Here is a 26054-nt window from a genome sequence, read left to right as displayed (position 1 = left end):
TTCGTATTGCCTTTTACATCGAACAGGCTGCTGCTTACACTAAAGGCGTTAATCTGGCCCGATGCATTTTGCGGTGATTTTGCGGCGTATGTCCGAACAGAGCTTTAAACAATTTATAGAAATGTCCCAGGTTGCCAAAACCGGCTTCCAGCGCGATATCAAGCACGCCCCGGTCGGAATGCAGCAGCAGATTCTCGGCATACTGCAGTTTAACGCTGTTTAAATTGCAGCGGCGTTTGCTGCTCCCATTGCTTGAACATACGGCATAGATACGCGTGAGATTTACCGGATAAAGTCAGCATGGCCGGGGCACGGACGCATCCTTTCCAGGTGACGGTGACGTTATCAGGGCTGTAACAAAAAAGAGCAGAGCCGGCAGATATTGTCCGCAGGCTCTGCTCTTCAAGGATTGGCGGACGGGCTTATCTTTCTCGCTGAAACGGATACCGTCCTTATAAGGACGGCGAAGCCGTTTCCACCTGTTTCTTGTCTCCGCTCCCGGCCTCAGCCTGGAGCTTGGCGATCAACTTGTCGCCCTCGACATCGAGGTTCGGAAGCAGACGGTCCAGCCATTTGGGAAGCCACCAGGCCTTGTCGCCGAAGACCGCCATTACGGCCGGAACGAGCGTCATCCGGATGATGAAGGCATCAATCAGGATGCCGAAGGCCAGTGCGAAGCCGATCTGCTTGATCATCGCGTCAGGCGCGAAGATGAAGCCGGCGAAGACGGAAACCATGATTACACCTGCGGCCAGCACGACGCGGCCCGCGAGACCGTAGCCGTGAACGACACTTTCGCTGCCACGGCGTCCGTGGACATAGGCCTCGCGCATGGAGCTGACCAGGAAAACCTGATAATCCATCGCCAGCCCGTACAGAATGCCGGTGACCATAATCGGCATGAAGCTGAGCAGCGGTCCTCCGGTGTCAAATCCAAACAGGGAGTGCAGCCAGCCCCACTGGTAAACGGCGGTGGTCAGGCCGAAGGTGGCGAGGACGCTGAGAATAAAGCCGACCGTCGCCTTGATTGGAACGATGACCGACCGGAAAACGAGCAGCAGGATGATCAGCGACAGAATAACGATGATGCCGATATACACAGGGAAAGCGTCGGAAAGCTTGGAAGACATATCAATGTTAATGGCGGTGAAGCCGGTCACGCCAAGCGTGACATCACTCCCGGATGCGAGACTGGAAGCGGGGTCGCGCAGATCCTGCACCAGCTCTCTTGTCTCCGTATCCGTCGGGCCGGTTTTCGGGATCAGACTGATGATGGCGATATCGCCGGTCGCGTTGACGCCCATTGGGGACACCAGCGTGACGTTATCATGCATTTGCAGATCCTGCACCAGCCTGCCCAGCGTCTCCATGGAAATTTTATCGGACGGGTTGTTTGGCTGAGCCACCAGCAGCAGCGGTCCGTTGAAGCCTTCGCCGAAGCCTTTGGAGATGATGTCATAGCTTTGCCGTGCCGGGGTATCCAGGTTGGCCGAAGCGCCGGACGGAATGCCCAGCTCCATTTTGGTTACCGGAATCGCCGCCGTTCCAAGAACCAGAATCACCAGAATAATGATGACCCAGCGGTATTTCACCGTGGCGTTCGCCCAGCGGTGTGAGAATCCGTTGCGGGCCTTGCTTGCGGAGGCGGCTTTTTTTGTGCGGGCCTTGGCGGTGCAGATCCGTTCGCCGACCAGACCCAGCAGCGCAGGCAGCAGGGTCAGCGCCAGCAGGACGGTAATCAGCACGCTGACTGCGGCAACCAGAGCCATGGTCGACAAAAATCCGATGCCGATGACCAGCATGCCGCACAGGGCGATAATGACGGTCAACCCGGCGAAGAATACGGCGCTGCCGGCGGTGCCGACCGCCCGGCTTGCCGCTTCGCGGGCGCTTAAATTCTCGTCAAGAATCAACCGGCGCTGCCGGTTCACGATAAACAGCGAGTAGTCGATGCCGACAGCCAGGCCGATCATAACGGCGAGTATCGGCGTAATGTCATTCATCTGGATGATATTCGAGAAGGCAAAAGCGCCTCCGACGCTGATCGCGACGCCGAGGAGCGCGGTAATCAGCGGCAGCCCGGCGGCAACGACCGAGCCGAGTGTAATGAACAGCACCACGGCGGCGACGACAACGCCGACCGCCTCCGTCGATCCGATGGATGGCGTGCTCTTCAGCGAATCGCTCGGAATGGCTGTGATGCCGGAGCCTGCCTGCTCGACCTCGGTCACGGCCTGGATGACGTTATCCGGTACGGAAGCGGGCAGGGAGGTCTGTTGAACGGTGAATTGGAACTGGAACAGGGCGATGCTGCCGTCGGCGGACAGCATGACGCCGGGAACCGGAACGCCGTCAGCCATCAGCGGTCCGTAAGGAGCTGCCGCGGCCGCTTGAGCCGCTTGGCCGGCATCCGTCTGGCCAGCGGCGGCTGACGGGTCTGCCGCACCAGACTGGCCTGCGGCAGAAGCTTGCCCGGCGGCGGCTGAAGGATCTGCTGCCGCCTGTCCGCCAGCGGCGGCTGACGGGTCCTCACCGGCAGCTTGCCCCGCAGCCGCAGCCGCTTGAGCTGCCAGTTCGGCAGGGTTGATGATATAGTCCATGCTGTAGACATCATTGATGGCCTTCTGGATCAGGGCTAGCCGTTCCGGCGTGTCCAGACGTTCTCCGTCCGGCGCGGTAAAAGCGACGCTCGCCTGTCCGCCGGCAGCGGCGGGAAGCTCTTCGGCCAGCATATCCAGCACTTTTTGCGATTCCGTGCCTTCAATTTTCATTTCGGAGCTGGACTGGATGCCATTGACGCCGAGCAGGGCGCCTACTACACCGAGAATAACAATCCAGGCTATGAGGAAGTACCATGGCTTGGAATAAGCCGATTTTCCCAATCGGTACAGAAATGTAGACATGTGATGGTTTCTCCTTTTTATCTCTGGTTTAGAAGCCGTTGCGCAAATAAGCAAACATGGAATTCAAATACTGATCGAACGATATGGCACCGGAGCGTTCATCCTGCACTTCGCCGGGCAGCAGGACATTGAGCCGTCCGTCCAGAATGGGCACGAACGCTCCGTAGACGGCGCCGGCAAGAAGATGGGTATATCCGTCGGCATACCGCCCATGGGAGAACTGTTCGAGCATCTCCTGAGCGGCGATCTGCAGCCGGCGGAATACGCTGAGGATATAAGGCTCCAGCGACGGATACTGATTGGCGAGCGATACGAACTGCCGCAATTTATGCAGAAACTCGGAGGTGAACTGCATTTTGAGCAGGCTGTAGAGCGCATCCAGCGGGGGGGCATCCGGCGGCAAATCCGCAAACAGCACTTTCTTATCCTGACTTGAAACGCTGACCAAAAAATACGCCGCCACCGCATCCTCTTTGCACGAGAAGTAATTGGCAAAGGTCCGCCGGGAAAAACCGGCCTTCCGGACAACATCATCGACGATGAAGCCGTCCATCCCCCGTTCAAGCGCAAGCTCAAAGGCGGCCGCCGCCAAGCCATAGGCAGTGGCTTCCTTTTTTTTGTCCCGCAATGTCACTTTGGGGTTCAAGTTCCAAACGCCCTCCTTTCTTAAGTACATAACAAAAGCTCTGAACTCTATTTATTAAAGCATATTTTTACCCAATGAGCAAAATTGCACAATGAGCAATTAAATGCGGAGCTGTATCCGTCCCGTTCACTGATTGGAAACTGAAAGGGGGCGGTATCCGGGCTGCAGTGTTAAGCTGCAATGTTTACAATTGTGCATTGACATTCTGCATCTCGATGTATACATTTGTATACAAAGGAGTGATGGGTTATGAGGGGAAATTTGGATATAGGGGATAAGGAGTGTGAAGGCAGGCACAAAGGGCCGAACCCTCATCACGGTGCGAAAACCTTCCGCCGCGGGCGGGCGCTTGAATTTCTGAGTGTGCTTGAGGTCAAACGGAGGACTTTGAAGCAGCAGGTTGATGCGCCGGAATATCAGGAGATCAAACCGGTTTTACTAGGAGAACTCAAAGCGATTGAACTTGTCATTGACGAGTATACCCGGCACTTTGAGCTACGGCGGATGGAGAATGAGGGGCCGCAGACCGGGAATGCAGAAGGGGCTTGAATATGCGGGGATTAAAAAGCTATCTGAAGCCATATTTGAAATTTATGATTCTCGGCCCGCTCTTTATGATGCTGGAGGTTTTTTTTGATCTGCTTCAGCCGGCCCTGGCTGCGCATATCGTCGATTTCGGCATCGTGGACCGCAATCTCAGCGTGATTGAACGAACAGGTTTTACGATGCTTGCGGTGGCCTTTCTCTCCCTGGCAACCGGTGTCCTGTGCAATCTCTTTGCCAGCCGGGCCTCGCAGAACTTCGGCGCCGACGTTCGTGAGGCCCTTTTTACGAAGGTGCAGACCTTTTCGTTCGAAAATGTGGATATGCTCCAGTCGGGATCGCTTATGACTCGCATGACAAGCGATGTCGTTCAAGTGCAGAACCTGCTGCAGATGGGGCTTCAAGGTCTCGTCCGGGCGCCAAGCCTGCTGATCGGCAGCGTAGTTATGGCCCTGTTGATCAATCTTAGGCTGGGTCTGATCCTGTTAGGCACGCTTATTCTCCTGATCGCAGTCCTCGTTGTGCTGATCCGCTTCTCCACGCCGATTTTTTCGGCGGTTCAGGCGAAGCTGGATGCCGTGAATACGAGAATTCAAGAGAACCTGGCAGGCATCCGGGTGGTAAAAGCATTCGTCAGAACCGGTTACGAGACCAAGCGGTTCCGTGAGGTCAACATGGATTACACACGGGTCTCCATTCGGGCGGCCCGGTTTATCGCGCTAAACTCACCGGTAGTAACGCTCATTATGAATGCCTGTCTGGTTGCAATCCTGTTGTACGGCGGGAATCAGGTGTCAATAGGCTCCGTTCAGGCCGGGGATCTGGTGGCTTTTGTAAACTACGTTGTACAGGTGTTGTCTTCGCTGCTTATGGTAAGCGGGCTGCTGATGAACGTTTCACAGGCCAGAGTATCGGCGAAGCGCATCCGGGAAGTGTTAACGGCACGGCCCCATATTGAAGACGCAGCTCCGGGGACGGACATTTATCTGCCGGGCCGGCAGGTGAAGCTGGAACGGGTATCTTTTTCCTATAACGGCTCGTCCGATCCCAAGGATCTGGTACTGCGGAATATTAGCATCGAAGCGAGCCGCGGAGAGACCGTTGCCATTATCGGGGCCACGGGGTCCGGCAAAACAACGCTCGTCCAGTTGATTCCCCGGCTGTATGACGTCACGTCCGGTTCGATTCAAATGGACCGGCAGGACATTCGCGAGCTTCCGCTGCTTGAGCTGAGGCGCCGGATCGGGATGATTCTTCAGGAGTCGTTTCTGTTCAGCGGAACGATCCGGGACAATATTTCCTTTGGCAAGCCCGGTGCGGCGCAAGAGGAGGTTGAGGCGGCGGCAAAGACCGCTCAAGCGCATGAATTTATCTCCAGACTTCCCGGAGGCTATGATACCCAGCTGGGGCAGAAGGGCGTCAATTTGTCCGGGGGACAGAAGCAGCGGATCTCTATCGCTCGGGCGCTGCTCGTCAAGCCGCCGGTTTTAATTATGGACGACAGCATGAGCGCTTTGGATTCAAGGACGGAAAGACAGCTCCGCACGGCCTTGAGAGAGGTCATGAAGGACACCATCACGTTCTTGATTGCGCAGCGAATCTCGTCCGTGGCCGATGCGCAGAAGATCCTCGTCATAGACGGGGGCATGATAGCAGGCAGTGGTACCCATGAAGAATTATTGAAGAGCTGCGAGGTCTACCAGGAGATCTACCAGTCTCAATTCGGCATGCAGGAGGTGCCTTATGCCGGACAGTAATCATTCCAATCCATCCACCCCGGGCAAAATGCCCCAGAGATTCGATCAGATGGGCTTCCGCCAAGGGCCGGGTCATCTGCAGGGAGGCGCGCCAAAGGTAAGATCAAAGGATGCGCGGGGAACGCTGCGGAGAATCGGGGGCTATTTGCGGCTTGAGCGGCGGGCGCTCGTCTGGGTTATTCTTTGTACGGTGCTAACGACCGGACTTTCGCTCATCGGCCCCTATATCATCGGCAAGCTGTTCGATGACTTTATTGTTCCGGGTCATTTTGACGGGATGGTCCGTATGGGCCTGATCCTGTTCGGAGTGTATGCGCTGGGCGCGTTCTTCACCTGGGTTCAGCAATACATGGCTTCAAGCCTGTCCCAGAATACCGTGCAGCATATGCGGCAGGAACTATTCGAGCAATATCAGCGGCTGCCGGTATCGTTCTTTGATCAAAGGACGCACGGCGAGCTGATGAGCAGAGCCGTCAACGATATCGCCAATGTCTCCAACACGCTGAATCAAACCGTTGTTCAGCTTATTGCAAGCGTCCTGATGCTTGCGGGCAGCATTGGAATGATGCTCAGCTTAAGCGTCTGGATGACGCTCATTACAATTCTGACCGTTCCGCTCATTACGTTCAGCATTAAGAAAGTAACGGTTCATACCCGCCGGTTCTTCTCGGAGCAGCAGCAGCTTCTTGGAGAGGTGAACGGCTTCGTTCAGGAGAGCATCTCGGGCCTGAAAGTCATTAAGGTATTCGGAAGGGAAGCCCAATCGGTTGAACAATTTCGCGAGATCAACGAACGGCTGCGGTCAGTCAGCGTGAAAGCGCAAAGCCTTTCCGGTTCCGTGGGACCGATGATGAACACGATGCGCAATTTGACCTTTCTGGTCATCGCGGTTTTCGGCGGCATATTTGCTTACCATGAGCTGATTACCATTGGCGTCATTGTCAGCTTTCTGAATTATTCCAACCAGTTCAGCCAGCCGATCAATCAGCTGGCCAACCAGTACAATCTGTTTCAATCCGCGATTGCCGGAGCGGAGCGTGTATTTGAGGTGCTGGACCAGCAGCCCGAGATGGCGGAGGAGCCGGAGGCCGGAATGAATTGCCGCATCAGGGGCGAGGTTGTATTTGAGCAGGTCTGCTTCCGCTATAAACCGGATGTTGCTGTACTGAAAAACCTCTCTCTGCACGCAAAGCCCGGCCAGGTCTTGGCTCTCGTCGGCCCGACAGGGGCGGGGAAAACAACGATTATCAATCTTCTGACACGATTCTATGACATTCAGTCGGGCCGGATTCTCATTGACGGAGAAGACATCGGTGAATTGGACAAAAGGGTGCTGAGAGAGCAGATCGGTCTGGTTTTACAGGATGCCTACGTATTTTCCGGGTCGATCCGCGATAACATCCGTTACGGCCGCCTGGAAGCTGCAGATCAGGAGATTGAGGAGGCGGCGCGGCTGGCCAATGCCGACGCGTTCATCCGCAAGCTGCCGGACGGCTATGATACGTACCTGAATGCGGAGGGCGGGAACTTAAGCCAGGGACAACGGCAGCTGCTGACGATTGCCCGCGCTGTGCTGGCCAATCCTTCCATTCTGATTCTGGACGAGGCAACGAGCAACGTGGATACCAGAACAGAATTGCATATCCAGGAAGCGATGAGAACGCTGATGAAGGGCCGGACCAGCTTCGTAATTGCCCACCGGCTAAGCACCATCCGGGAGGCGGATGCGATACTCGTTGTGCAGGACGGGGAAATTATGGAGCAAGGCACGCATGAAGAGCTGCTGGGCAAAAAAGGATTCTATTTCGAGATGTACCAGCATCAGTTTGTACAGAATAATGTAAGCTGACGTTATCAGGCACGCCGGCGTGTTGCTATAGGGGCCGTGCTCAACCTGCGGGTGCTGCTTTGCAGGAGGACGCGCGGAACAGGGAGGCTAACCGATAGCGGTACCGGAGGCAGGGGAGCGGAGGGGAAGTACAGACTTAAATCGACGGAAAAGCTTAGGGTAAAAGGATTAGTGGGAAAAAGTAAACCTAAATGGACTGAAAAGTTTGCGGTAGAGGGAATAGTGGGAAAAAGGTAACTTATTTTTAGTGTATCCGCCTGAAAGGGGCAGAAACGGATGGATTAGGTACACTTTTCCCCGCTAACGCTGGCGAAAAAGGAGATGGTGGGAGAATTAAGTTCCCTTTTTCCACTTGGGCTTCCCGCCGGGGCTTAGCGAAAAAGTTCAGGAGAGCCATAGCCAACCCTTAACCTGAAATCCAAAACGGCTGCGCCGTCCTGTGAAGGATGGCGCAGCCGTTTGTTCTTTTTAAGAAGAACTGATCCTGTGTAAGTGCTGATTTTTTCATATCGCATAAAAGTACGTTTGAACCCGGCGGGAGCGGGCGGTACGCTCGAATAAGCATCAATAGCATTTGGAATGAGAAGAGTCTGTTTCTGCCTGGAAAAAATCCGGTCGGCAGACTTTTGAAACAGTCCCTGCAGGAATCAGTTAATGATTAGAATATCATCCAGATAAGTTGTATAAGCTCCGATTCCCGCTCCCTGGTCATAATCCACCAAGATGAGGTCGATGACCTTGCCATTTGCCCACTTGCCGATATTGCACTGGACCTGTCTCCAATTATTCACAATCCCTCTGGCGATGTTGGGATGCATGGATATTCCTTCAAAATCGGCTGCGCCGCTGTCCCTGAGGGTTGTTCCGTCCGTAAAGATAAAATCAACAGTTACATGTCTGCCATTCTCATTGAGCGGCTGGGCCCAATAGCTGAGTTTAGTCGTAGCGGTGACGGGAATATTGACATCAAAGACTTTATTATCGCTGTAAGAGACGTTTGAATTGTTGTCAACGCCCGACACTCTAATGGCAGATGAGCCTGAGCGGCTGGATTCTCCTGTTCTTACAGAACTCACCGAGTTGGATACGTTAAATATAGCCTCGGGGGTGTCTGACCAGGTTGGCTGATTTTGTCCGGACTCCAGACCGGTGTGGAAGAGAACCTGTCCTGTGCTGCCCCCCAGTTTCAATAAAGAGATGTCATCAAAATAGGCAGCGGCGTTCAACCCACCATCGGTCGCAGTGCGAATATACAAGGTAGATGTGGACCCGCTATTCCAGTCTTGGCTTACATAAGTCCATACCCCGGCGCCACTGCCGTTGTTGACGCCAAGCTGGGCTTCCCCGGCAATGTCATTCATATCAAGGTAGGCATTGCCATTGTCCGTAGTCTTATAAATCCAGCCTGACAGCCTGTAGTCGGTATAGGGCTGCACATGCAGCGGTGCAGCGGTAAATGCGTTCGCCGCAACCGGTGAAGTCGTTTTAAGCGAATAAGAGCCCAGATGCGCCTGGTCATTGGATATGCTCATTGTTCCCAGAGTCCAGCCCGCGCTTGAAATTTCATAAGTTTCAAATGATGGATTGAGTACGATATTATCCTTGCCGGTTTTGACCAAAGAAATATCATCGAAATAGGCTGCCGCGTTTAAGCCGCTGTCGGTTACGCAGCGAATATTAACGGAAGAATTAGGACCGCTGTTCCAGATTTGGCTGACGTATGTCCATACTCCCGCGCCGCTGCCGTTATTTACACCGGCACTGGCTTCACCAGAGATGTCATTCATATCCAGATAGGCATTGCCATCGCTGTTGGTCTTATATATCCAGCCCGACAGCCTGTAATCGGCATATGGCTGTACCTTGACTTGTGCGGTGGTCATGGCGTTTGCTGCCCCTGCTGAAGTGGATTTGAGGGAGTAGGAGCCGGAATGTGCCCGGTCGGCTGATCTGCTCAAGGAGCCTGCGGACCAAGACAGATCGCTTTCAAAAGAGGGATTCAGCAGAGTATTTCCGATTCCGGCGTCCGCTGTCGGCGCGCCGGATACCAGCTTGTAAATACGAAATCCGGCTTCAGTCTCCGGCGCGTATTTTGAAATAGAGACGTAGGTTGTCCCGCTTGAATCTTTAAAAAAGGTGGGATATTGCCATTCAATGACCTGTCCCGCCGCAGGGAACAAAGGATTGGGATTCCAGTTCTCCCAGGTTGTGCTTGTAAGCGAGGTACTGCGCAGAAGTCCCATGGGCCAGTTTTGGCCTGCAAAACCGTTCAGGTTCACATCCGCAGCTTCGATGATTTGATAATAATAATCCCCTTCCTTGAGGATATTCGCGGCGCCTGCACCTACAGGACCGCCCGGATTCCAGGCAACATTCCAGGCTTCGGCATCGTATTCATCGACAATGGCATCCGGGGCGGCAGGTGTCCAATTCTGAAAGTCCGCCGTTTTGGCGATGCCCCGATAACCATGGGTTGTGCCGTTCGTCGACGATGCGCCATGAAAGGTTACATAGTAGTCATTGCCTGATTTTTCAACAATTTGCGGTGTGCCTTCATCAAAAATCAGGTTGGTACCGCCCGGGATATCTACGCTGTCTTTGCCGGCTGCCGTTGTGATCTGACTCCAGATTTCCTTGGCGCCGACGGCCGGGTTAGTGAATCCGGATGGAGCAGTAAAGGCTCCCATAGGATCTGAACCCGCTCTTTCAAAGTAGGACAGTGTCCACGGGTTGACGCCATCATTGGTTTGTATTAATGCCATCCATTTGTTGGATTGGCTGTCATATCTGAAATTTCCGTCGGTAACCATTCGGGCCCAGGGGGTTCCTGCGGCGGGCTGCAGAATCGGTAACGGACTTGTCCAGGTCAGGCCTTTATCCGTAGATTTCTCGACAACCGTCCCCAGCTTCCAACTAGGAAGATCTGCAACGTTGCGGTGAAACCAATACCAGGTATCTCCTATGACCACCACATTAGACCCGCTGGCCGATTGACCGTCCATCGGTCTGTTCATGTACAGCTCGAAATGTGCAGTTCCATTCCACAGATCGGTCAGGGTCGGAGGGGCTGCCGCAGAAGCTCTGCCCGCAGGCAGTATCAGGGGGGAGAGGAACAGGGTAAACGACATCACCAATAATAGGGAAAGACTATTATGTTTACGGTTGGGAAAGGGACGGCTGCGCTTTTTAAGATCTTTCATAAATAACCTGCCTCTCATTGTTTGAGTTAATTATTGTGCTTCAGAAACCTCACGGAAAATCAACACCCCTTTCAATTAAGATATATCTTAATTGTATAGGATCATAATAATTTATGTAGAAAGCGCTGTCAATAATATAATAATATAATTTTAAGATTTATTTACTTGATGACAAACGATGAAATGTCTGGTTTTTTAAACTTTAGAAGAATAACCAAGGATAAATAAGATATATATAAAAGAATTGATATTTATTTTGATATATCATATAATTGCGTATAGTTACTGATTTCTAAATTACAGGCAATGAAGGAGTGTTTTTCTGTTTATGTCTGATAAAACGGTCCATTTAATCTCACATTCCCATTGGGACAGAGAATGGTATTTGCCCTTTGAGCAGCATCGGCTTCGCCTCGTACAATTGTTTGATGACTTGATTGCCTTATTCGCTGTTGATCCTGATTTTAAAAGCTTTCATTTGGATGGCCAGACGATTCTGCTTGAGGATTATCTGCAAATCAGGCCGGAGCAGCGTGAGCAGGTCACCCGTTTAATCCGGGAAAACAAGCTTATTATTGGACCATGGTATATTCTTCAGGATGAATTTCTGGTCAGCGCGGAAGCCAATGTTCGCAATTTGCTGATTGGCCACGCCGATGTTGCCGCTTTTGGCGGTGAAGTATGCAAGGTGGGATATTTCCCCGATTCCTTCGGCAACATGGGGCAAGCACCGCAGCTTCTCCGGCAGGCCGGAATTGAATTTGCCGTTTTTGGGCGGGGTGTAAAACCGACGGGAATCAACAATATGGTAAGTGATATGACGGCATTTGAATCCCCTTATTCCGAAATGAAATGGCAGGCTGCTGACGGCTCGGAGGTAACCGGCATCCTGTTTGCCAATTGGTATCATAATGGGATGGAGGTCCCGGCAGAGTCCGGAGAAGCGCGCAGGTACTGGGACAAGCGGCTCGCTGCAGCTGAGAAATATGCCTCAACGCCGCATCTGCTCTTTATGAACGGTTGTGATCACCAGCCGGTACAGTCAAACCTGTCGGAGGCGCTAAGGCTTGCACGCCGGTTGTATCCGCAGTACGCCTTCGAGCATACGGATTTCGGAGCCTATCTGAAGGCGGTTAAGGAAGCGCTGCCCGCTGATTTGTCTGTAGTTAAAGGGGAACTGCGAAGCCAGCGGACTGACGGCTGGGGGACTCTTGTCAATACGGCCTCTGCGCGGGTGTATATGAAGCAGGCCAACCAGCGAAGCCAAACGTTGCTTGAGAATGTAGCGGAGCCGCTTGCCGTGTTTGCCGCCAGGCTCGGGCGCAGCTATCCGGGCCATTTACTGGGGTATGCCTGGAAGTCGCTGCTGCAAAATCATCCCCATGACAGCATTTGCGGCTGCAGCATTGATGAAGTGCATCAGGAGATGATGATGCGCTATCAAAAAACAGATCAGGTGGCGGAAGAGATCCGGAAATCCAGCGCCAGGGAAATTGTGCAGCATATCCACACCTCGGTCTTTTCGGCATTTGCTTCAGACCCCTTTCCTTTTGCAATATTCAATACCTCGGCTTCCGCAAGAACAGGCATGGCCAGCGCTGAGCTGGAAATCGCCAGGGAGCCGCTGCTGTCTGCCGGACGGAAGGAGCTATTCGAGCGGCTGGAGAGCCTTACTGTTGACAATGGGCGGCTTAGAGATGCCGCCGGAGCTTGTATTGATTTTCAATGGGAGGATTTGGGCGTTTCCTTTGGCTATGAGCTTCCGGAGGACAGATTCCGGGCCCCTTATATGTCAAGAAGAATTCGCCTGTCGTTTCTGGCAAGGAATATCCCCGGGTCCGGTTATAGCACCTATGCCTGGTATCCCGGCGCAGGGGAGGGAGATTCCTTCGAGCCTGCTGCCCTGGAAGCGGCTGAAGAGCATGTTCTGGAGAACGGCTGCCTGCATGTGAAGATCGAACAGAACGGCACGCTCACACTGACAGATAAAAGAAACGGCCGGAAATACAGCGGCCTTTGCGCCTATGAGGACACCGGTGATATCGGTTCGGAATATACCTTCCGTCAGGCCGGCGGCGATGTTCCGATCACTACCCTGTCTTCCTCCGCCGACATCCGTCTTCTGAAACGTACCCATGAGGAGACGGTTTATGAAATTGTTCATGAACTGATGCTTCCCGAAGCGGCGGACAACGCACTCCTTGAGGAACAGAACCGGCTTGTTCCCATACCGGAACGCCGCTCGGCCCGGAGTATGGACCTTCTGCCGGTTACGATTCGAACGGAGATTATTCTGGAGCAGGAAGCCGCCGGTCTTCAGGTCAGAACCTATTTCAACAATAGCTGCAGGGACCACCGGCTGCGGATACTTTTTCCCACGGACACTGAGACCCCGGTCCATCATGCTGACTCGATCTACGAAGTAACGGTCCGGGATAACCGGCCGGCACCGGAGTGGAGCAATCCGAACAATTGCCAGCATCTGCAGGCCTTCGTAAATGTGAGTGATGAAGAGGGAGGACTGACCGTCGCCGGCAAGGGGCTGAATGAATATGAGGTGCTGCAGGATGGACGAAATACAATTGCGCTGACGCTGCTGCGGGCCGTAGGAGAGCTTGGGGACTGGGGAGTATTTCCGACTCCTGAAGCCCAGTGCCTGGGTGAGCATGTATTTGAATGCATGGTTATCCCCCATACGGATGAGGAAAGCCTCTTGTCCTCCTATCAGCAGGCCCGCGATTTCCGTATTCCATGGACGCTTGAGCAGACTGATATCCATACCGGAGAGCTTCCCGTGACTCATTCCTTCCTGGAATGGGAGAGCAAGGGGCTGGCAATGACCGCCCACAAGCTGTCGGAGGATGGTGAAACGGAAATCTTGAGATGGTTCAATCAGACCGCGAAGCCGCGTGTGTTAACCCTTCGCCAGGATAATGGTGCGCTCTTCAGCCGGAGTACAATTCTTGAGGAGAAGGGCGGAGCAATCCCGGATTCTGAGGGAGAGAGAAGGATTGAAGCAGGGCCTTATGAAATCATAACAATAAGCCGCAAGCAGATCACCTGAAGAGCATAAAAGGCTTCACGGAGGACTTGGAATGGCGAAAATCAAATTATACCAAACGATTATCAGTGAGATGGCCCGGCAGATCCGCAGGGGCGCACTTAGTCCGGGGGATCGTATCCCTTCGGAAAGAGAGCTGTGTGAACAGTTTGGAGTAAGCCGGATCACAGTCAGCACCGCATTGCGCCAGCTTGAGCGGACGGGAATGCTAGTGAGAATCAAACAAAAGGGAGTAGTGGTGTCCGGCGCGGAACAGCGGGAGCTTTCAGCACATAAAGGCGGCATTGCAGCAATTGCTGTAGTGCTGCCTTTTGATGAAGAGTATGGCCTCGACATTCTGCGGGGGGTTGAGGAGGTATGCAGCGCCCGCGGCTACTATATGACTTATCACAATACACGTTACGATGCAGCGCTGGAAAAAGAAATCATCAGAAATTTAAAACAGGATTCATTCAACAGCGGGGCCATCATTTATCCGGTTTCCGGTACCAAAAACATTGACAGCTACGGGGAACTGCTGATTGACCGCTTTCCCTTCCTGTTGTTGGACCGCTCTGTAGAAGGACTTAGTCTGCCTTTTGTGGGATGCGACAACTACGGGGCGGCTTATATGCTGACATCACATTTGCTGGAGCTTGGGCACCGCACAATAGGCTTTGTCTGCACTTCCCTGAATGAAGTAGCCTCGATTGAGGAACGTTACCGCGGCTACTGCAAAGCTTTGATGGACGCCAAGGTCATTCCGCAGCCCGAATGGCTGCTTGAGGACCATGCCTACAGAATCAAGGATGCCGATGAACAAGAGAGATATGAGATTAATAAAGCGCGGCTTGAGCGGATTTGCGGTCTTCCTGCTCCGCCCACTGCGATAGTTGCGGTTAACGATGAGACGGCGATTTTCCTGATCAGGGCGGCTGCGGAGGCCGGAATACAGGTGCCGGAGCAATTATCCATTGTCGGATTTGACAACCTCAAGGCAGGTGAGCTGCTGGATGTTCCGTTGACTACGGTAAGGCAGGACTTTGAGGGCATGGGGGCCAGCGCGGCAGAAGCTCTGATAGCGGATATCGAAAAGGGAAATTCGCCGGGCGGTTCTGGAGCACTTATCATGGAGACAAAGGTCTTGGTCAGAAAAAGCTCAACTGTTCCTTGCTCACCTATTATGATATAACTATATCCAGGAGGTGGGAATTTATTGTGGCTCCAAAGGTAACGCTGTATGAAAAAATCATTCAAGATATGCTTAAAGATATTCACGAGGGCAGATTAAAGCCGGGGGACCGCATTCCGACGGAAGCGGAGCTTGGCGAGAAGTACAAGGTCAGCAGAATTACTGTGATAAGGGCTCTTAAGGAGCTGGAAATGCGCGGGCTGCTGAAACGTGTGAAAAAGAAAGGGACCTTCATTAAAGAGGCGGAAGCCCCGGAAACCGATCGCGTTCACATCCCTGCAATCTCCGTCGTACTGCCCTTTAGCGAGGAATTTGGATATGACATCCTCCGGGGTGTTGAGAACGTCTGTGCGGAACGGGGGTATTACGTTACGTTCCATAATTCCAAATATGAGCCCCAGCGGGAAAGGGATATTCTGGAGAAGATTGTTGCGGATAATCTGGCAGGGGCGATCATTTATCCCAGTGCCGGCAACCATAATATTGACATTTACAGCAGGATGATTATGAGCCGGTTTCCTTTTGTCCTGATTGACCGAACAGTCAAGGGAGTAGCTGCACCGCTGGTTGTGTCCAACAATATTCAGGCCGGCTATGAATTAACGCGGCATTTGACCGCACTGGGACATAAGAAGATTGCGTTTGTGTGCACAAGCGTAAATGAGGCTCTGTCAGTCTCCGACCGCTACAGAGGATATTGCAATGCACTGATCAGCGAAGGCATTGTTCCGCTTCCGGAATGGCTCATTGAAGATAATGCCAGATTGGAGGATATCAACTCCGAGGATGTAAGTCTCAGACTCAAGATCAATCAGCAGAGACTGGAGCGGGTGCTGGCTCTGCCTGATCCGCCGACCGCCATTGTTGCCGTCAACGACGAAACAGCGATGAAGCTGATCAAGGCGGCGCAGCTCAGGGGAATTGCCATACCGGATCAGCTCTCCATTACCGGCTTTGATAATTTATCCGCCGGGGAGCTGTTCGATGTGCCGTTAACAACCATTAAACAGGATTTTACGGGAATTGGAGCCCAGGCAGCCAGGCTTGTTATAGAACTTCAGGAGGGTACGGATAATCATAAAGCGGTTCCTGAACGAATCACGCTGGAAACGGAGCTTGTTGTCCGGAAATCCACTGTGAAGGTATGAATTATAGGAGTTCCTGGAGGAGGGGGAGAGAAAACCCTCCTTTTTTCATATAAAGATATATCAAAAAGTAATTGATATTTTAAAAGATATATCATATAATTCGAGATGTAGGCAAAATATATTAGGGGGTAACAGAATGTCAGGTAAAGTTAAACTGAAATCGCTTTTATCGTTTGCTGCAGTTACCGTATTGACTGCAGGCTTAGCGGGGTGCGGTGGGACATCTTCGTCAAACGATAATGGAGCGGGCACAAGTGCTGAACCAAATGCAAGCGATTCCAATCAGAAGGTTAAGCTCTCCGTTGTCGGGAACAGCTGGGATGCTACCGGTATGGAGACAGTGAAAACTGAAGCAGCCACCAATGGAGTAGAAATCTCTGACTTGAATTATCTGACACGCCTCGCTGTTGAGGAACAATACACGAATTACGATATAACCTGGAACAACTGGGGCTGGGCGGAGCAGCTGGATCAGAAGCAGCGTGCGGCTTTCGTGGGCGGGAATGTGCCGGACGTCGTTCATGGCGAGACCTTTATGCCCTCATATGCTTCCGAGGATCTGCTGGAGCCCTTGCCGCAGGACATTATTGACATGGTCAATCCCAACTTCCTGATTAAAAACGAAGCGGGAGAGCCGGTTGCCGTATCTCCGAAAGGGAATGTATTTCTCTTGTTCTATAATAAGGATCTCTTAAGCGGAGCCGGACTGGACCCTGACAGCATCAAGCTGGATACCTGGGCACAGTGGCAAGCGGCGGCAGATCAGATTACGGCGAGTGGCGGCGGCAAAATATTTGGCGGCGGCATTCCTTCCCATCCTCATAACGGGGGCGCCTTCCGGGTTTATCCGTTCCTGGACAGCCTCGGCGGTTCATGGGGCGGCGGTGACACTGTTACGCTGGATACCCCTGAAATGCTGAAGACGATGGAGTTTGTCCGGGAGATGGACAAGAACTTCCCCCAGGGCGTCGGCAACGGAACAGACGAAGCAGCCCTTTATAGAATGTTTGAAACAGACAAGACTCTCGCTTTTGTCGTGAACGGCAGCTGGCAGGCAAGCGGTGCGGCAACAAATAAAATCAATTACGGGGTGGCCCAGCTGCCGGCTGCGGAAGAGGGCGGCAAACAGGGGAATGTGCTGGTAGGCTTCGATTATTATGCAGTGCCCAAAGTGTCGAAAAACAAGGAAGCGGCCTTCAATATTATCCGTACCCTTCTGTCCAAGGATATTGCCGTGAAATTCGCTACGCTTGGGGTCAACCCTGTAGCCAATAAAGAAGCATTGGCCGATCCTGAGGTCCTGGATTCCAATCCCATTCTTAAAACAGCCATCGAAGCAATGACGGCGGGAGAAATCAAAAGCCTTCCGGTCTTCAAGACAAATGATGCCCAGATTTGGGATATTATCAATACAAAAATTATTGCTCAAACCACTATGACCAAGGATTCAATCGCGGATCTGCTCAAGCAAGGCCAGTCGGATGCCGAGAAGTATCTCAACCAGTAAGCAACAGCGCAGAAAGGGAGACTGGACTCGTTCTTTCCTTTCTGCGCAATACTAATTCAGCAAGGATGATTGTGGAATGAGCACACTTAAGAAATCCTTCTTTACAAAACACAGAGACTCCATTATCGCCTATTCGGTGATTGGACCATTCCTGTTATGGTTTGGCCTTACCGTGGGATTGCCGCTTATTGCAGGCATTCTGCTTGCTTTCTTTAAATGGAACGGCATGCCGGTCATGCCGGAATGGGTGGGGCTAGACAATTTTCTGTTCTTCTTCAAAAGTCCGGATTACCTGGCTTCGATCTGGAAGCAGCTATATATCGGCGGGTTGTGTCTGGTGTTCAACATCTCGCTTTCATTTGTCCTGGCAATGCTGTTCAATGTTTCGATCCGGGGAAAAGGCATTTTCCGTTCCATCTATTATCTGCCGAATATTGCCGCTGTATCGGCAACCGCAGCGGTTATCGTCGCCCTGCTGATTCCCCATGGCGGGGGTTTGAACGGTTTTCTGGAATGGCTGGGGCTGGAGCCTGTGATCTGGTCCTATTCCGGCGGCTGGATGGTGTTCTGGATCGTAGCCTTTTATGTGTGGAGGAATGTGGGGCCATTGGCCATCATCTGGCTTGCGGGACTGCAATCCATTGATCCGACGCTTTATGAAGCTTCGAAGGTGGATGGGGCCAACCGGCTTCAAATGCTGCGCTACATAACCTTTCCCGGCCTGAGGTCGATTGCAGCCTTTAATTTTATCCGTGAAATTATCGGCGTGATGCAAATGTATGACATTGTCCTGCTGCTGACCAGGGGCGGCCCGAATGGCGCGACGGATCTTTTGATGTACCGGATTTACCGCGATGGCTTGCAAAGCTATAACTTCGGAATGGCTGGGGCTTCGTCCGTGGTTTTGGGACTGCTGACCGTTATGATAACCATTGTTTATTTGCGCATGTTCACAAAGGAGGCAGATTAACATGAAGCGCATCGGACGGATATTAATCTTCCTTCTGCTGAGTGTCGGCGCGGTTGTAATGATTTATCCTTTTCTGTTCTCGGTGCTTGCCGGACTTTTCGACAAAAAGGAATTTCAGAATCTGGGCCGGCTGCTGCCGATTCCAACGAATCCGGTCATGGATTCATACAGGGCTTTTTTTCAAAGCGGGCTGCTGCGGCCCTTTGCGAATACGGTGACGAGATCGCTCTGGTACGGGGTGCTAATCACCGGATTTGCCGTGATGATTGGCTATATTATGTCCCGTCTGAATTTCAAAGGTAAAAATGCTTTGTTTTATTTTATTATCTGCGCCAATATGATCCCCGGTGTTTTGACTTTGATCCCTACGTATGTTGAGATGGCCCGGCTTCCCTTCCTGGGCGGCAACAACTGGACCGGCTTTGGAGGCAGCGGCCTGATTGACCATCCCGCTGTCCTGTATGTGCTCCTTAGTCCGGGCTATGTGGTATGGATTTATTTATTCCGGCAGTCGATGAACTCGTTGCCCAAGGATTATGAAGAGGCGGCATACATTGATGGCAGCGGCTTCTTCAGAACGATATTCCGGGTGATTATTCCCATTCAGGTTCCGATTATTGTCACTGTGTTTATCAATGTCGTACTTGCGACGTGGAATGACTTTATGACTCCGTTTATCTATGTCAACACGCCAAGCTATACGACTTTGCCCGGGTATGTGGGAACCCTGGTAGCTTCCCTGCAGCAGGTGGGAGACCGCAATTATCCCCTGATTTTTGCACTTTCCACAATGTCGGTGCTGCCTCCTGTTCTTATCTTCCTGTTCTTGCAGCGCTACATCGTGCAAGGCTTTGCGAATGCGGGAATTAAAGGTTAAATAACATATGCCAACGAAAGGGTGCTTTTATGTTTTACACAACGGAAAAGCTTCAACTAAGGATAAATGAGCTTTCAGCTTACCGGTACCGCGATTCTATCCATCTGGATGAATGGTTCTTTCAAGTGGATAAGGAGAACGCGAATGGAATCCGCCGTGTTCCCCGCCTGGAAGGCAGCAGCACGGTTAACACAAGCGAGCGCTGGAAGGGCAGAGATCTGTATGTGTGGCTCTCGCGTACAGTATCCGTTCCTGCAGAGTGGAAGGAGCGGCGGATTGTCGGCATCTTCGACTTCGGGAAGACGGGCGGCGGCAACAATTCAGGATTTGAATCCTTGCTGTATCTGGAGGGAAAACCGTTTCAGGGGGTTGACCACAACCATCAGGAGGTGTTCCTGCCGCAGGAATATGCGGGAAAAGAGGCGGCCGTTGATTTCCGGTTATGGTCCGGGCTGGAGGGAGGCGGGGAACCGGCGGAACAGGAGCATCAGCTGAAGCGTGCCGACCTGGCCTGGCTTGACGGGGCGGCAGATGATTTGTACTACAACGGGCGCGCTATTCTTGGCACGGTCAAGGTGCTGCCGGAGGACCGTCCGGAGAAGCATCAGCTCCTGAAGGTGCTGGATTCCGCCTTTTTACGAATCGATTGGTCCCGGGCGGGCTCGGAGAGCTTCTACGCCTCTGTCGGAGAAGCGGCGCGCGAGCTTGCGGATCGCCTGGCGGGTATGCGGCAGGAATCCGAAGTTACGGTGACAGCCATCGGGCATACCCACATTGATGTTGCCTGGCTGTGGCGCTTGACGCATACGAGAGAGAAGGCCGCCCGTTCCTTCTCAACGGTCCTGCAGCTGATGGAGCAGTTTCCGGAGTATGTCTTTCTGCAGACTCAGCCGCAGCTGTATGCCTATATCCAAGCGGATTATCCTGAAATCTATGAGAAGATCAAGGCGCGGGTGAGGGAAGGCCGCTGGGAGGCCGGCGGCGCCATGTGGCTGGAGGCTGATTGCAATCTGACCAGCGGTGAGTCGCTTGTCCGGCAGATTCTCTATGGGACAAGGTTTTTTTACGAGGAATTCGGTGTGGAGTGCCGGTACTTATGGCTGCCCGATGTATTCGGATACAGCTGGGCTTTGCCGCAGATTCTCAAAAAATCGGGCATTGATACCTTTATGACGACAAAGATCAGCTGGAATCAATACAACCGGATGCCGCATGATACCTTTAAATGGCGCGGAATCGACGGTTCTGAGGTGCTGACGCATTTTATCACCGCACCGGAGACTGAGAAGCCCAAGGGATGGTTCTATACATACAACGGTGTGATAGAGCCTTTTTCTGTAAAAGGCATCTGGGATCAGTACCGCAACAAATCTCTCAATCAGCAATTGCTGTTGTCCTACGGCTATGGCGATGGAGGCGGCGGGGTGAACCGGGAAATGCTGGAGATGCGGCGGCGGCTGGAGAATATGCCCGGTCTGCCGAAGGTAGTAACCGGCAGAGCGGATGAGTATTTTGCACGCTTGCAGCAGACGGCAGAAACAACAGACGAGTATGTCCATACCTGGGATGGCGAGCTGTATCTGGAATATCACCGGGGAACCTACACGAGCCAGGCCTATAATAAACGGATGAACCGCAAGCTGGAGCTGCTCTACCGGGAAGTGGAATGGCTCCAGACACTGAATGCCGTTGAACGCGGGAGCTGGGAGGCGTATCCGCAGGCGAAGCTGCTGGAGGGGTGGCAGACGATACTGCGCAATCAATTCCATGATATTATTCCGGGCTCTTCCATAGGCGAGGTCTATGCGGACTCACGCGTGGAGTATGCAGCAGCGGAGCTTATCGGGAAGGAAGCGAGAGCTTCGGCGGCTGAGAGCCAGACGTTCAGCGCTCCTTCTTCTCCGGGAAAGACCGCTGTAGAAATATATAACAGCGCCTCTTTCGTGCGTACAGATACAGTCACTATTCCGCTTCAACCGGGTATGGAAGATGGACTATGGCATGATGCGGCCGGGAAATTACTGCAGGCCCAGCGCGAGGGCGAAGCATGGCGAGTGCGCGCGGAGAAGCTGCCTGCACTTGGCAAGCAGACTCTTTGGTTTATGCCGCAAAGCGTGGAGCGGCAAGGGGCAGGGGCAGGCCCGTTTGACCTGCGGGATTCCCGTCTGGTTACTCCTTATTATGTCCTGGAATGGAATGAAGCCGGACAATTCACGTCCATTTATGACCGTGAGGCAAAGCGGGAAGTCCTGGCTGCAGGCACATGCGGAAATATTCTCCAGGTGTTTGAGGATAAGCCGATGGCGCATAATGCGTGGGATATCGATATCTATTATCAGGAGAAGGCCCGTGAGATCAGAGAACTGCAATCCGCAGAGTTGGTGGTTAACGGTCCGCTTCTCTCCACGGTCCGCTTTAAATGGAACTACATGAATTCTTCGATTGTGCAGGACATGACGGTCTATGCCCATAACCGCCGCATCGATTTCGCGACGGTTATGGACTGGCGGGAGCGCCAGCAATTGCTGAAGACGGCCTTTCCGGTCGCTGTGCGCGCAACGGAAGCAACCTATGATATCCAGTTCGGCAATGTAAAACGGCCGACGCACTGGAATACAAGCTGGGATATGGCCAGATTTGAAACGGTAGGACATCAGTGGGTCGATTTGTCGGAACGCACCTACGGGGTCAGCCTGCTGAATGACTGCAAATACGGCCATGACATTAAGGATAACGTAATCCGGCTGTCTCTGCTCAAATCGGCAATACATCCGGATCCGAACGCAGATCAAGGCGAGCATCATTTTACGTACTCGCTGCTGCCCCATAGCGGAGACTGGGTGGAGGCCCGGACTGCGGAAGAGGCCTGGATGCTGAACAATCCGCTATTTGCCTGTTTCGGCAGCTCTGCAAATACGGGCAAATCACTTTTCCATACCGCGGCAAAGGGTGTTTCTGTCGACACGGTCAAGAAGGCGGAGGACGGAAACGGTGTAATCGTCCGCTTGCACGAATATACCGGCTCCCGAAGCCAGGTCGAGTTAACCAGCGATTACCCGATCAAGGGCTGGGAAGAATGCGACCTGCTGGAGCGGGGACAGGGAGACAAGCAGAACTCGTCCATCATTGCCTTTCAGTTAAATCCATATGAGATTAAAACGTTTATTGTTGACTTTGCCATCCTGTAGCCGGAAAACTAAAAAGCCTGCTCCGTGCGAGTTGGCTTTTTAGCTTTTGAAAATAGCCAGAGCTGTTCTTTTTCCAGCCAAGAACTTCTCTTTTTTACAAGCCCTGTTCAATATTTTACATTCCCTTTGTATTGTAAACGCTTTATCATTGAGCCATAAGATTCGTACGATCTTAGCTGCCAGATAAAAAATACATTACTCAGTTGGGGGAAATTCAATGAAAAAGTCATTAGTAACGGTATTGCTCTGCTGTGTGGTTCTTGCGGTGGTCAGCGCATGCGGCAATTCCACAGATTCACAAACCAATTCTTCGCCAGATTCAGGGGATGCACCGGCTGAGAAGGCCGAACTGACCTTCTACAACTTCATCCAGGGCTATGATGCCCAAATGGCCAAACTGGTCGAGCTGTATCATGATGAGCATCCGAATGTAACCATAATTAATCAGAGCAATGGCGCAGACTATGATAAAGTACTTCAGACCAAGATTGCTACTGGTGATATTCCTGACGTGTTCATGTCCGGCCCTTATGAAAAAAATCAGCTGTATGCCGCAGCAAGCGAGGATCTGACCCAGGAATCCTTCTGGAGTGAAATCAGTGAGGATGCCTACCCGGCAGTTACCACCACCGATGGCAAAAGAATCGGCGCACCGCTGACAACGGAAGCCTGGGGATTCCTGTACAACAAGGATGTATTTGAGAAAGCGGGGATTACTGAGCTTCCCAAGACGCTTGGCGAGCTGGAGGCAGTCATTGCCAAGCTGAAGGCGATAGATGTCATCCCTTTTGGAGCCGGTTTTAAAAACGCTTCCCTGATTGGGCATCTGCACACTTTCCCTTATTCCATAGACGGGGATAAATACCCTGATGAACTCAAGGCCCTGCTGGCGCACGAGAAGAAATTAACGGACTTTACCTTTATCGATAAAATATACAACATGATGACTCTTGTAAAAGAAAACACCCAGGATAAGCCGTTTGATGCGGATAAGGATCCGACTGCGGTACTTCTGGCCCAAGGAAAAGTGGGGATGATCGTTGAAGCTCCCTACACTTCCATTATAAAAGCAGATCCCAATGTCAGAATCGGTCTTATGCCGGTGCCTCTGAGCGAGGACCCCAAGGATGCCAAGATTTATACCAGTGTCGGCGTTGCTGCCCATGTGGGTATGGGAGGTAAGCATGTGAAGGAAGCAAAGGAGTTTGTGGATTGGCTGGTTACCTCCGATACCGCCAAAGCCTGGTGGGGAAATGATATGCAGAGCCTCTCTCCAATCAAGGGAGTCACGCCGGTCGGCAATCAGCTTAGCTCCAATGCTGCAGATCTGATCAGCCAAGGCGATATCACCAGTATGTGGGGATATAACATCATGCCCGCAGGATTTGCCGACAAACTGAAACCGATTGCCCAGAAATTCCTGCTCGACAAACTGACCAAGGAGCAGGCGATCGCGGAAGAACAAAAGGTGTTTGACTCATATATTCCAAAGGAGAAGTAGCATGAGCACTTATTTCCGTGAAAGAATTTCCAGTCATAAAAATGTAGGACTGATGCTTTTTGTTCTGCCGGCGCTTACATTTCTGATCCTATTCATTGGCTATCCGTTTGCGCGGGGCGTGGTGTATGCTTTTACTGATTGGTCCATGTTGAATTTAGGCTACAACTATATAGGCATTGATAATTTTATAAATATGTTTAAGGACAGCGCTTTCGTCAGCTCCATAGATTTTACGTTAAAGTATGCAGTGCTCTCCATCGTTTTGCAGAATATAGGGGCGATTCTGCTGGCCATCGTTCTTGATAAGGTGATAAGGCTCAAGGGCTTTTTAAGAGGGGTATTCTTCCTGCCGAATGTCCTGGCGCAGGTGGTAGTCGCTTTTACATGGACCTTTGTATTCACCAAGGGCTTTGAAGGCTTGTTCCGGATTTTCAAGCTTCCCTTTCTGAATTGGAGCTGGTTCGGCAGTGAGAATCTTGCCTTTCTGGCGATCGTGATTACGACCCTGTGGACCGGGGTTGGCTATCTCATGATTATTTACACGGCAGGTTTGCAGCAAATGGACTATACCTATATTGAAGCTTCGCTGATTGACGGGGCGAACTGGTTCCAGCAATTGATCAGAATCAAGCTGCCGCTGCTTATGCCGTCTATCGTTGTGGGAGTTTTCACGGTGACCATGGGCAGCATCAAGCAATTCGACATTTCCTTTATCCTTACGCAAGGGGGACCGTACCGGTCGACAGAGTCGCTGGCCCTGAATGTATACAATCAGGCATACAGCTCCTATAACAACGGTTTGGCTTGCGCGCAGGCGATTTTCATGCTGGTTGTCATTCTGGCCATTACCTTCTTCGAGGTTCATTTCCTGAAAAGAAAGGAGATTGAAGCATGACGAGAAGCGAAAGAATAACCGGAAATTTTGTCCTGCTCGGCACTTTGATTTTCGCGGCAATCTTCTTCTTTCCCGTATATATCGTACTCATTAATTCGGTGAAAAGCTCCTATATTGAAATTTTTGATGCTCCCCTGGCGCTGCCGGTCCATTTCAGCATCCAAAATTATATCGACACCTGGAAAACCGTAAGCTATTCGTCGCATTTTGTTAACTCCTTGATTGTAGTGGTGATAACGGTAGGCATCGTGCTGCTGACGGCCTCCATGGCGGCTTATAAAATGGCCCGGACAAAGACCAGACTCAGCGGCGGCATATTGTTGCTATTTATCTCTTCGATGCTGATTCCCTCCCAGGTCATCATCATTCCGCTGGCTCAGGCCGCCAAAGATTTGCATCTGGTCAACAGCTTGATCGGGCTGTCCCTGGTGCAGGCGGCATTATCCTTATCGATGGCGATTTTCCTGTATCACGGCTTTGTAAAGGGCATTCCCATGGCCCTGGATGAGTCAGCCCGGATTGACGGAGCGGGTGAATTCAGAATTTATTCTTCGATTATACTTCCCTTGCTGCAGCCGGTTACCTTAACCGTAGCGATTCTGAATGTAATTGGAACGTGGAATGCATTTTTATTGCCGATGATTCTTCTTGGCGACAAGAAATTATGGACATTGCCAATATTGGCTTACTCCTTTATTTCCGAGAACAGCACGCAATGGGAAAAGCAGCTGCCGGCGGTAGTGTTGGTAGCCTCTCCGATTGTTATATTCTACTTGTTAATGCAGAAGTATATTATCAGGGGGATCGCGGATGGTGCAGTGAAAGGGTAATCTACCGG

The 26054-nt window shown here is 52.0% G+C and carries 17 protein-coding genes; 13 read left to right on the top strand and 4 right to left on the bottom strand.

The annotated features are described in order from the left end of the window. Positions 1-34 precede the first annotated feature (34 nt). From HYD27_RS32835 to HYD27_RS00605, 3 genes are all read right to left on the bottom strand, one after another. On the bottom strand, positions 35-166 hold the full coding sequence (locus HYD27_RS32835; RefSeq protein WP_375373879.1) for a helix-turn-helix domain-containing protein: 132 nt from the start codon (positions 164-166) through the stop codon (positions 35-37). Between the two features lie 286 nt (positions 167-452). Beyond that, positions 453-2903: an MMPL family transporter gene (locus tag HYD27_RS00610; protein ID WP_219210318.1), complete on the bottom strand. Its 2451-nt coding sequence runs from the start codon at positions 2901-2903 to the stop codon at positions 453-455. 28 nt (positions 2904-2931) lie between these two features. Continuing rightward, positions 2932-3549: a TetR/AcrR family transcriptional regulator gene (locus HYD27_RS00605; RefSeq protein WP_219210316.1), complete on the bottom strand. Its 618-nt coding sequence runs from the start codon at positions 3547-3549 to the stop codon at positions 2932-2934. Between the two features lie 249 nt (positions 3550-3798). On the opposite strand from HYD27_RS00605, the gene HYD27_RS00600 reads away from it, so the two are divergent. The 3 genes from HYD27_RS00600 to HYD27_RS00590 are packed head-to-tail and all read left to right on the top strand — an operon-like array spanning position 3799 to position 7698. Continuing rightward, positions 3799-4098, top strand: coding sequence for a hypothetical protein (locus HYD27_RS00600; RefSeq protein WP_228744846.1), 300 nt, complete (start codon positions 3799-3801; stop codon positions 4096-4098). 2 nt (positions 4099-4100) lie between these two features. After that, a complete protein-coding gene (locus tag HYD27_RS00595; RefSeq protein WP_219210315.1) occupies positions 4101-5849 on the top strand; it encodes an ABC transporter ATP-binding protein in 1749 nt (582 codons plus the stop codon). After that, on the top strand, positions 5836-7698 hold the full coding sequence (locus HYD27_RS00590; protein WP_228744845.1) for an ABC transporter ATP-binding protein: 1863 nt from the start codon (positions 5836-5838) through the stop codon (positions 7696-7698). Before HYD27_RS00595 ends, HYD27_RS00590 begins: the two co-directional genes overlap by 14 nt. Positions 7699-8345: 647 nt before the next feature. Here the strand turns inward: HYD27_RS00590 and HYD27_RS00585 are convergent. After that, positions 8346-10898, bottom strand: a complete 2553-nt coding sequence (locus tag HYD27_RS00585; RefSeq protein ID WP_219210313.1) for a hypothetical protein — start codon at positions 10896-10898, stop codon at positions 8346-8348. A gap of 328 nt (positions 10899-11226) precedes the next feature. Here HYD27_RS00585 and HYD27_RS00580 point away from each other — a divergent pair, with 328 nt between their 5' ends. The 10 genes from HYD27_RS00580 (at position 11227) to HYD27_RS00535 (ending at position 26046) form a co-directional block, all read left to right on the top strand. Next, complete coding sequence (locus tag HYD27_RS00580) at positions 11227-13962, top strand: alpha-mannosidase (protein WP_219210311.1); 2736 nt, start codon at positions 11227-11229, stop codon at positions 13960-13962. Between the two features lie 31 nt (positions 13963-13993). Beyond that, positions 13994-15130, top strand: coding sequence for a GntR family transcriptional regulator (locus HYD27_RS00575; protein ID WP_219210309.1), 1137 nt, complete (start codon positions 13994-13996; stop codon positions 15128-15130). Between the two features lie 26 nt (positions 15131-15156). Further along, a complete protein-coding gene (locus HYD27_RS00570; protein WP_219210308.1) occupies positions 15157-16278 on the top strand; it encodes a GntR family transcriptional regulator in 1122 nt (373 codons plus the stop codon). Between the two features lie 136 nt (positions 16279-16414). After that, positions 16415-17785, top strand: a complete 1371-nt coding sequence (locus HYD27_RS00565) for an extracellular solute-binding protein (RefSeq protein WP_219210306.1) — start codon at positions 16415-16417, stop codon at positions 17783-17785. Positions 17786-17861: 76 nt separating this feature from the next. After that, complete coding sequence (locus HYD27_RS00560) at positions 17862-18755, top strand: carbohydrate ABC transporter permease (protein ID WP_219210304.1); 894 nt, start codon at positions 17862-17864, stop codon at positions 18753-18755. 1 nt (position 18756) lies between these two features. Next, positions 18757-19632: a carbohydrate ABC transporter permease gene (locus HYD27_RS00555; protein WP_219210302.1), complete on the top strand. Its 876-nt coding sequence runs from the start codon at positions 18757-18759 to the stop codon at positions 19630-19632. Between the two features lie 29 nt (positions 19633-19661). Beyond that, positions 19662-22820 (top strand): alpha-mannosidase, encoded by a 3159-nt coding sequence (locus HYD27_RS00550; RefSeq protein ID WP_219210299.1) that lies wholly within the window; start codon positions 19662-19664, stop codon positions 22818-22820. Between the two features lie 217 nt (positions 22821-23037). Further along, complete coding sequence (locus HYD27_RS00545; protein ID WP_219210297.1) at positions 23038-24321, top strand: ABC transporter substrate-binding protein; 1284 nt, start codon at positions 23038-23040, stop codon at positions 24319-24321. 1 nt (position 24322) lies between these two features. After that, positions 24323-25216, top strand: a complete 894-nt coding sequence (locus HYD27_RS00540; protein ID WP_219210296.1) for a carbohydrate ABC transporter permease — start codon at positions 24323-24325, stop codon at positions 25214-25216. Beyond that, positions 25213-26046, top strand: a complete 834-nt coding sequence (locus HYD27_RS00535; protein WP_219210295.1) for a carbohydrate ABC transporter permease — start codon at positions 25213-25215, stop codon at positions 26044-26046. The genes HYD27_RS00540 and HYD27_RS00535 overlap by 4 nt, the downstream gene beginning before the upstream one ends. Positions 26047-26054: the final 8 nt, after the last annotated feature.

Source organism: Paenibacillus sp. S150 (assembly GCF_019352175.1).
Classification (GTDB): Bacteria; Bacillota; Bacilli; order Paenibacillales; family Paenibacillaceae; genus Paenibacillus_AQ.
This window is presented reverse-complemented; position numbering and strand designations above follow the sequence as displayed.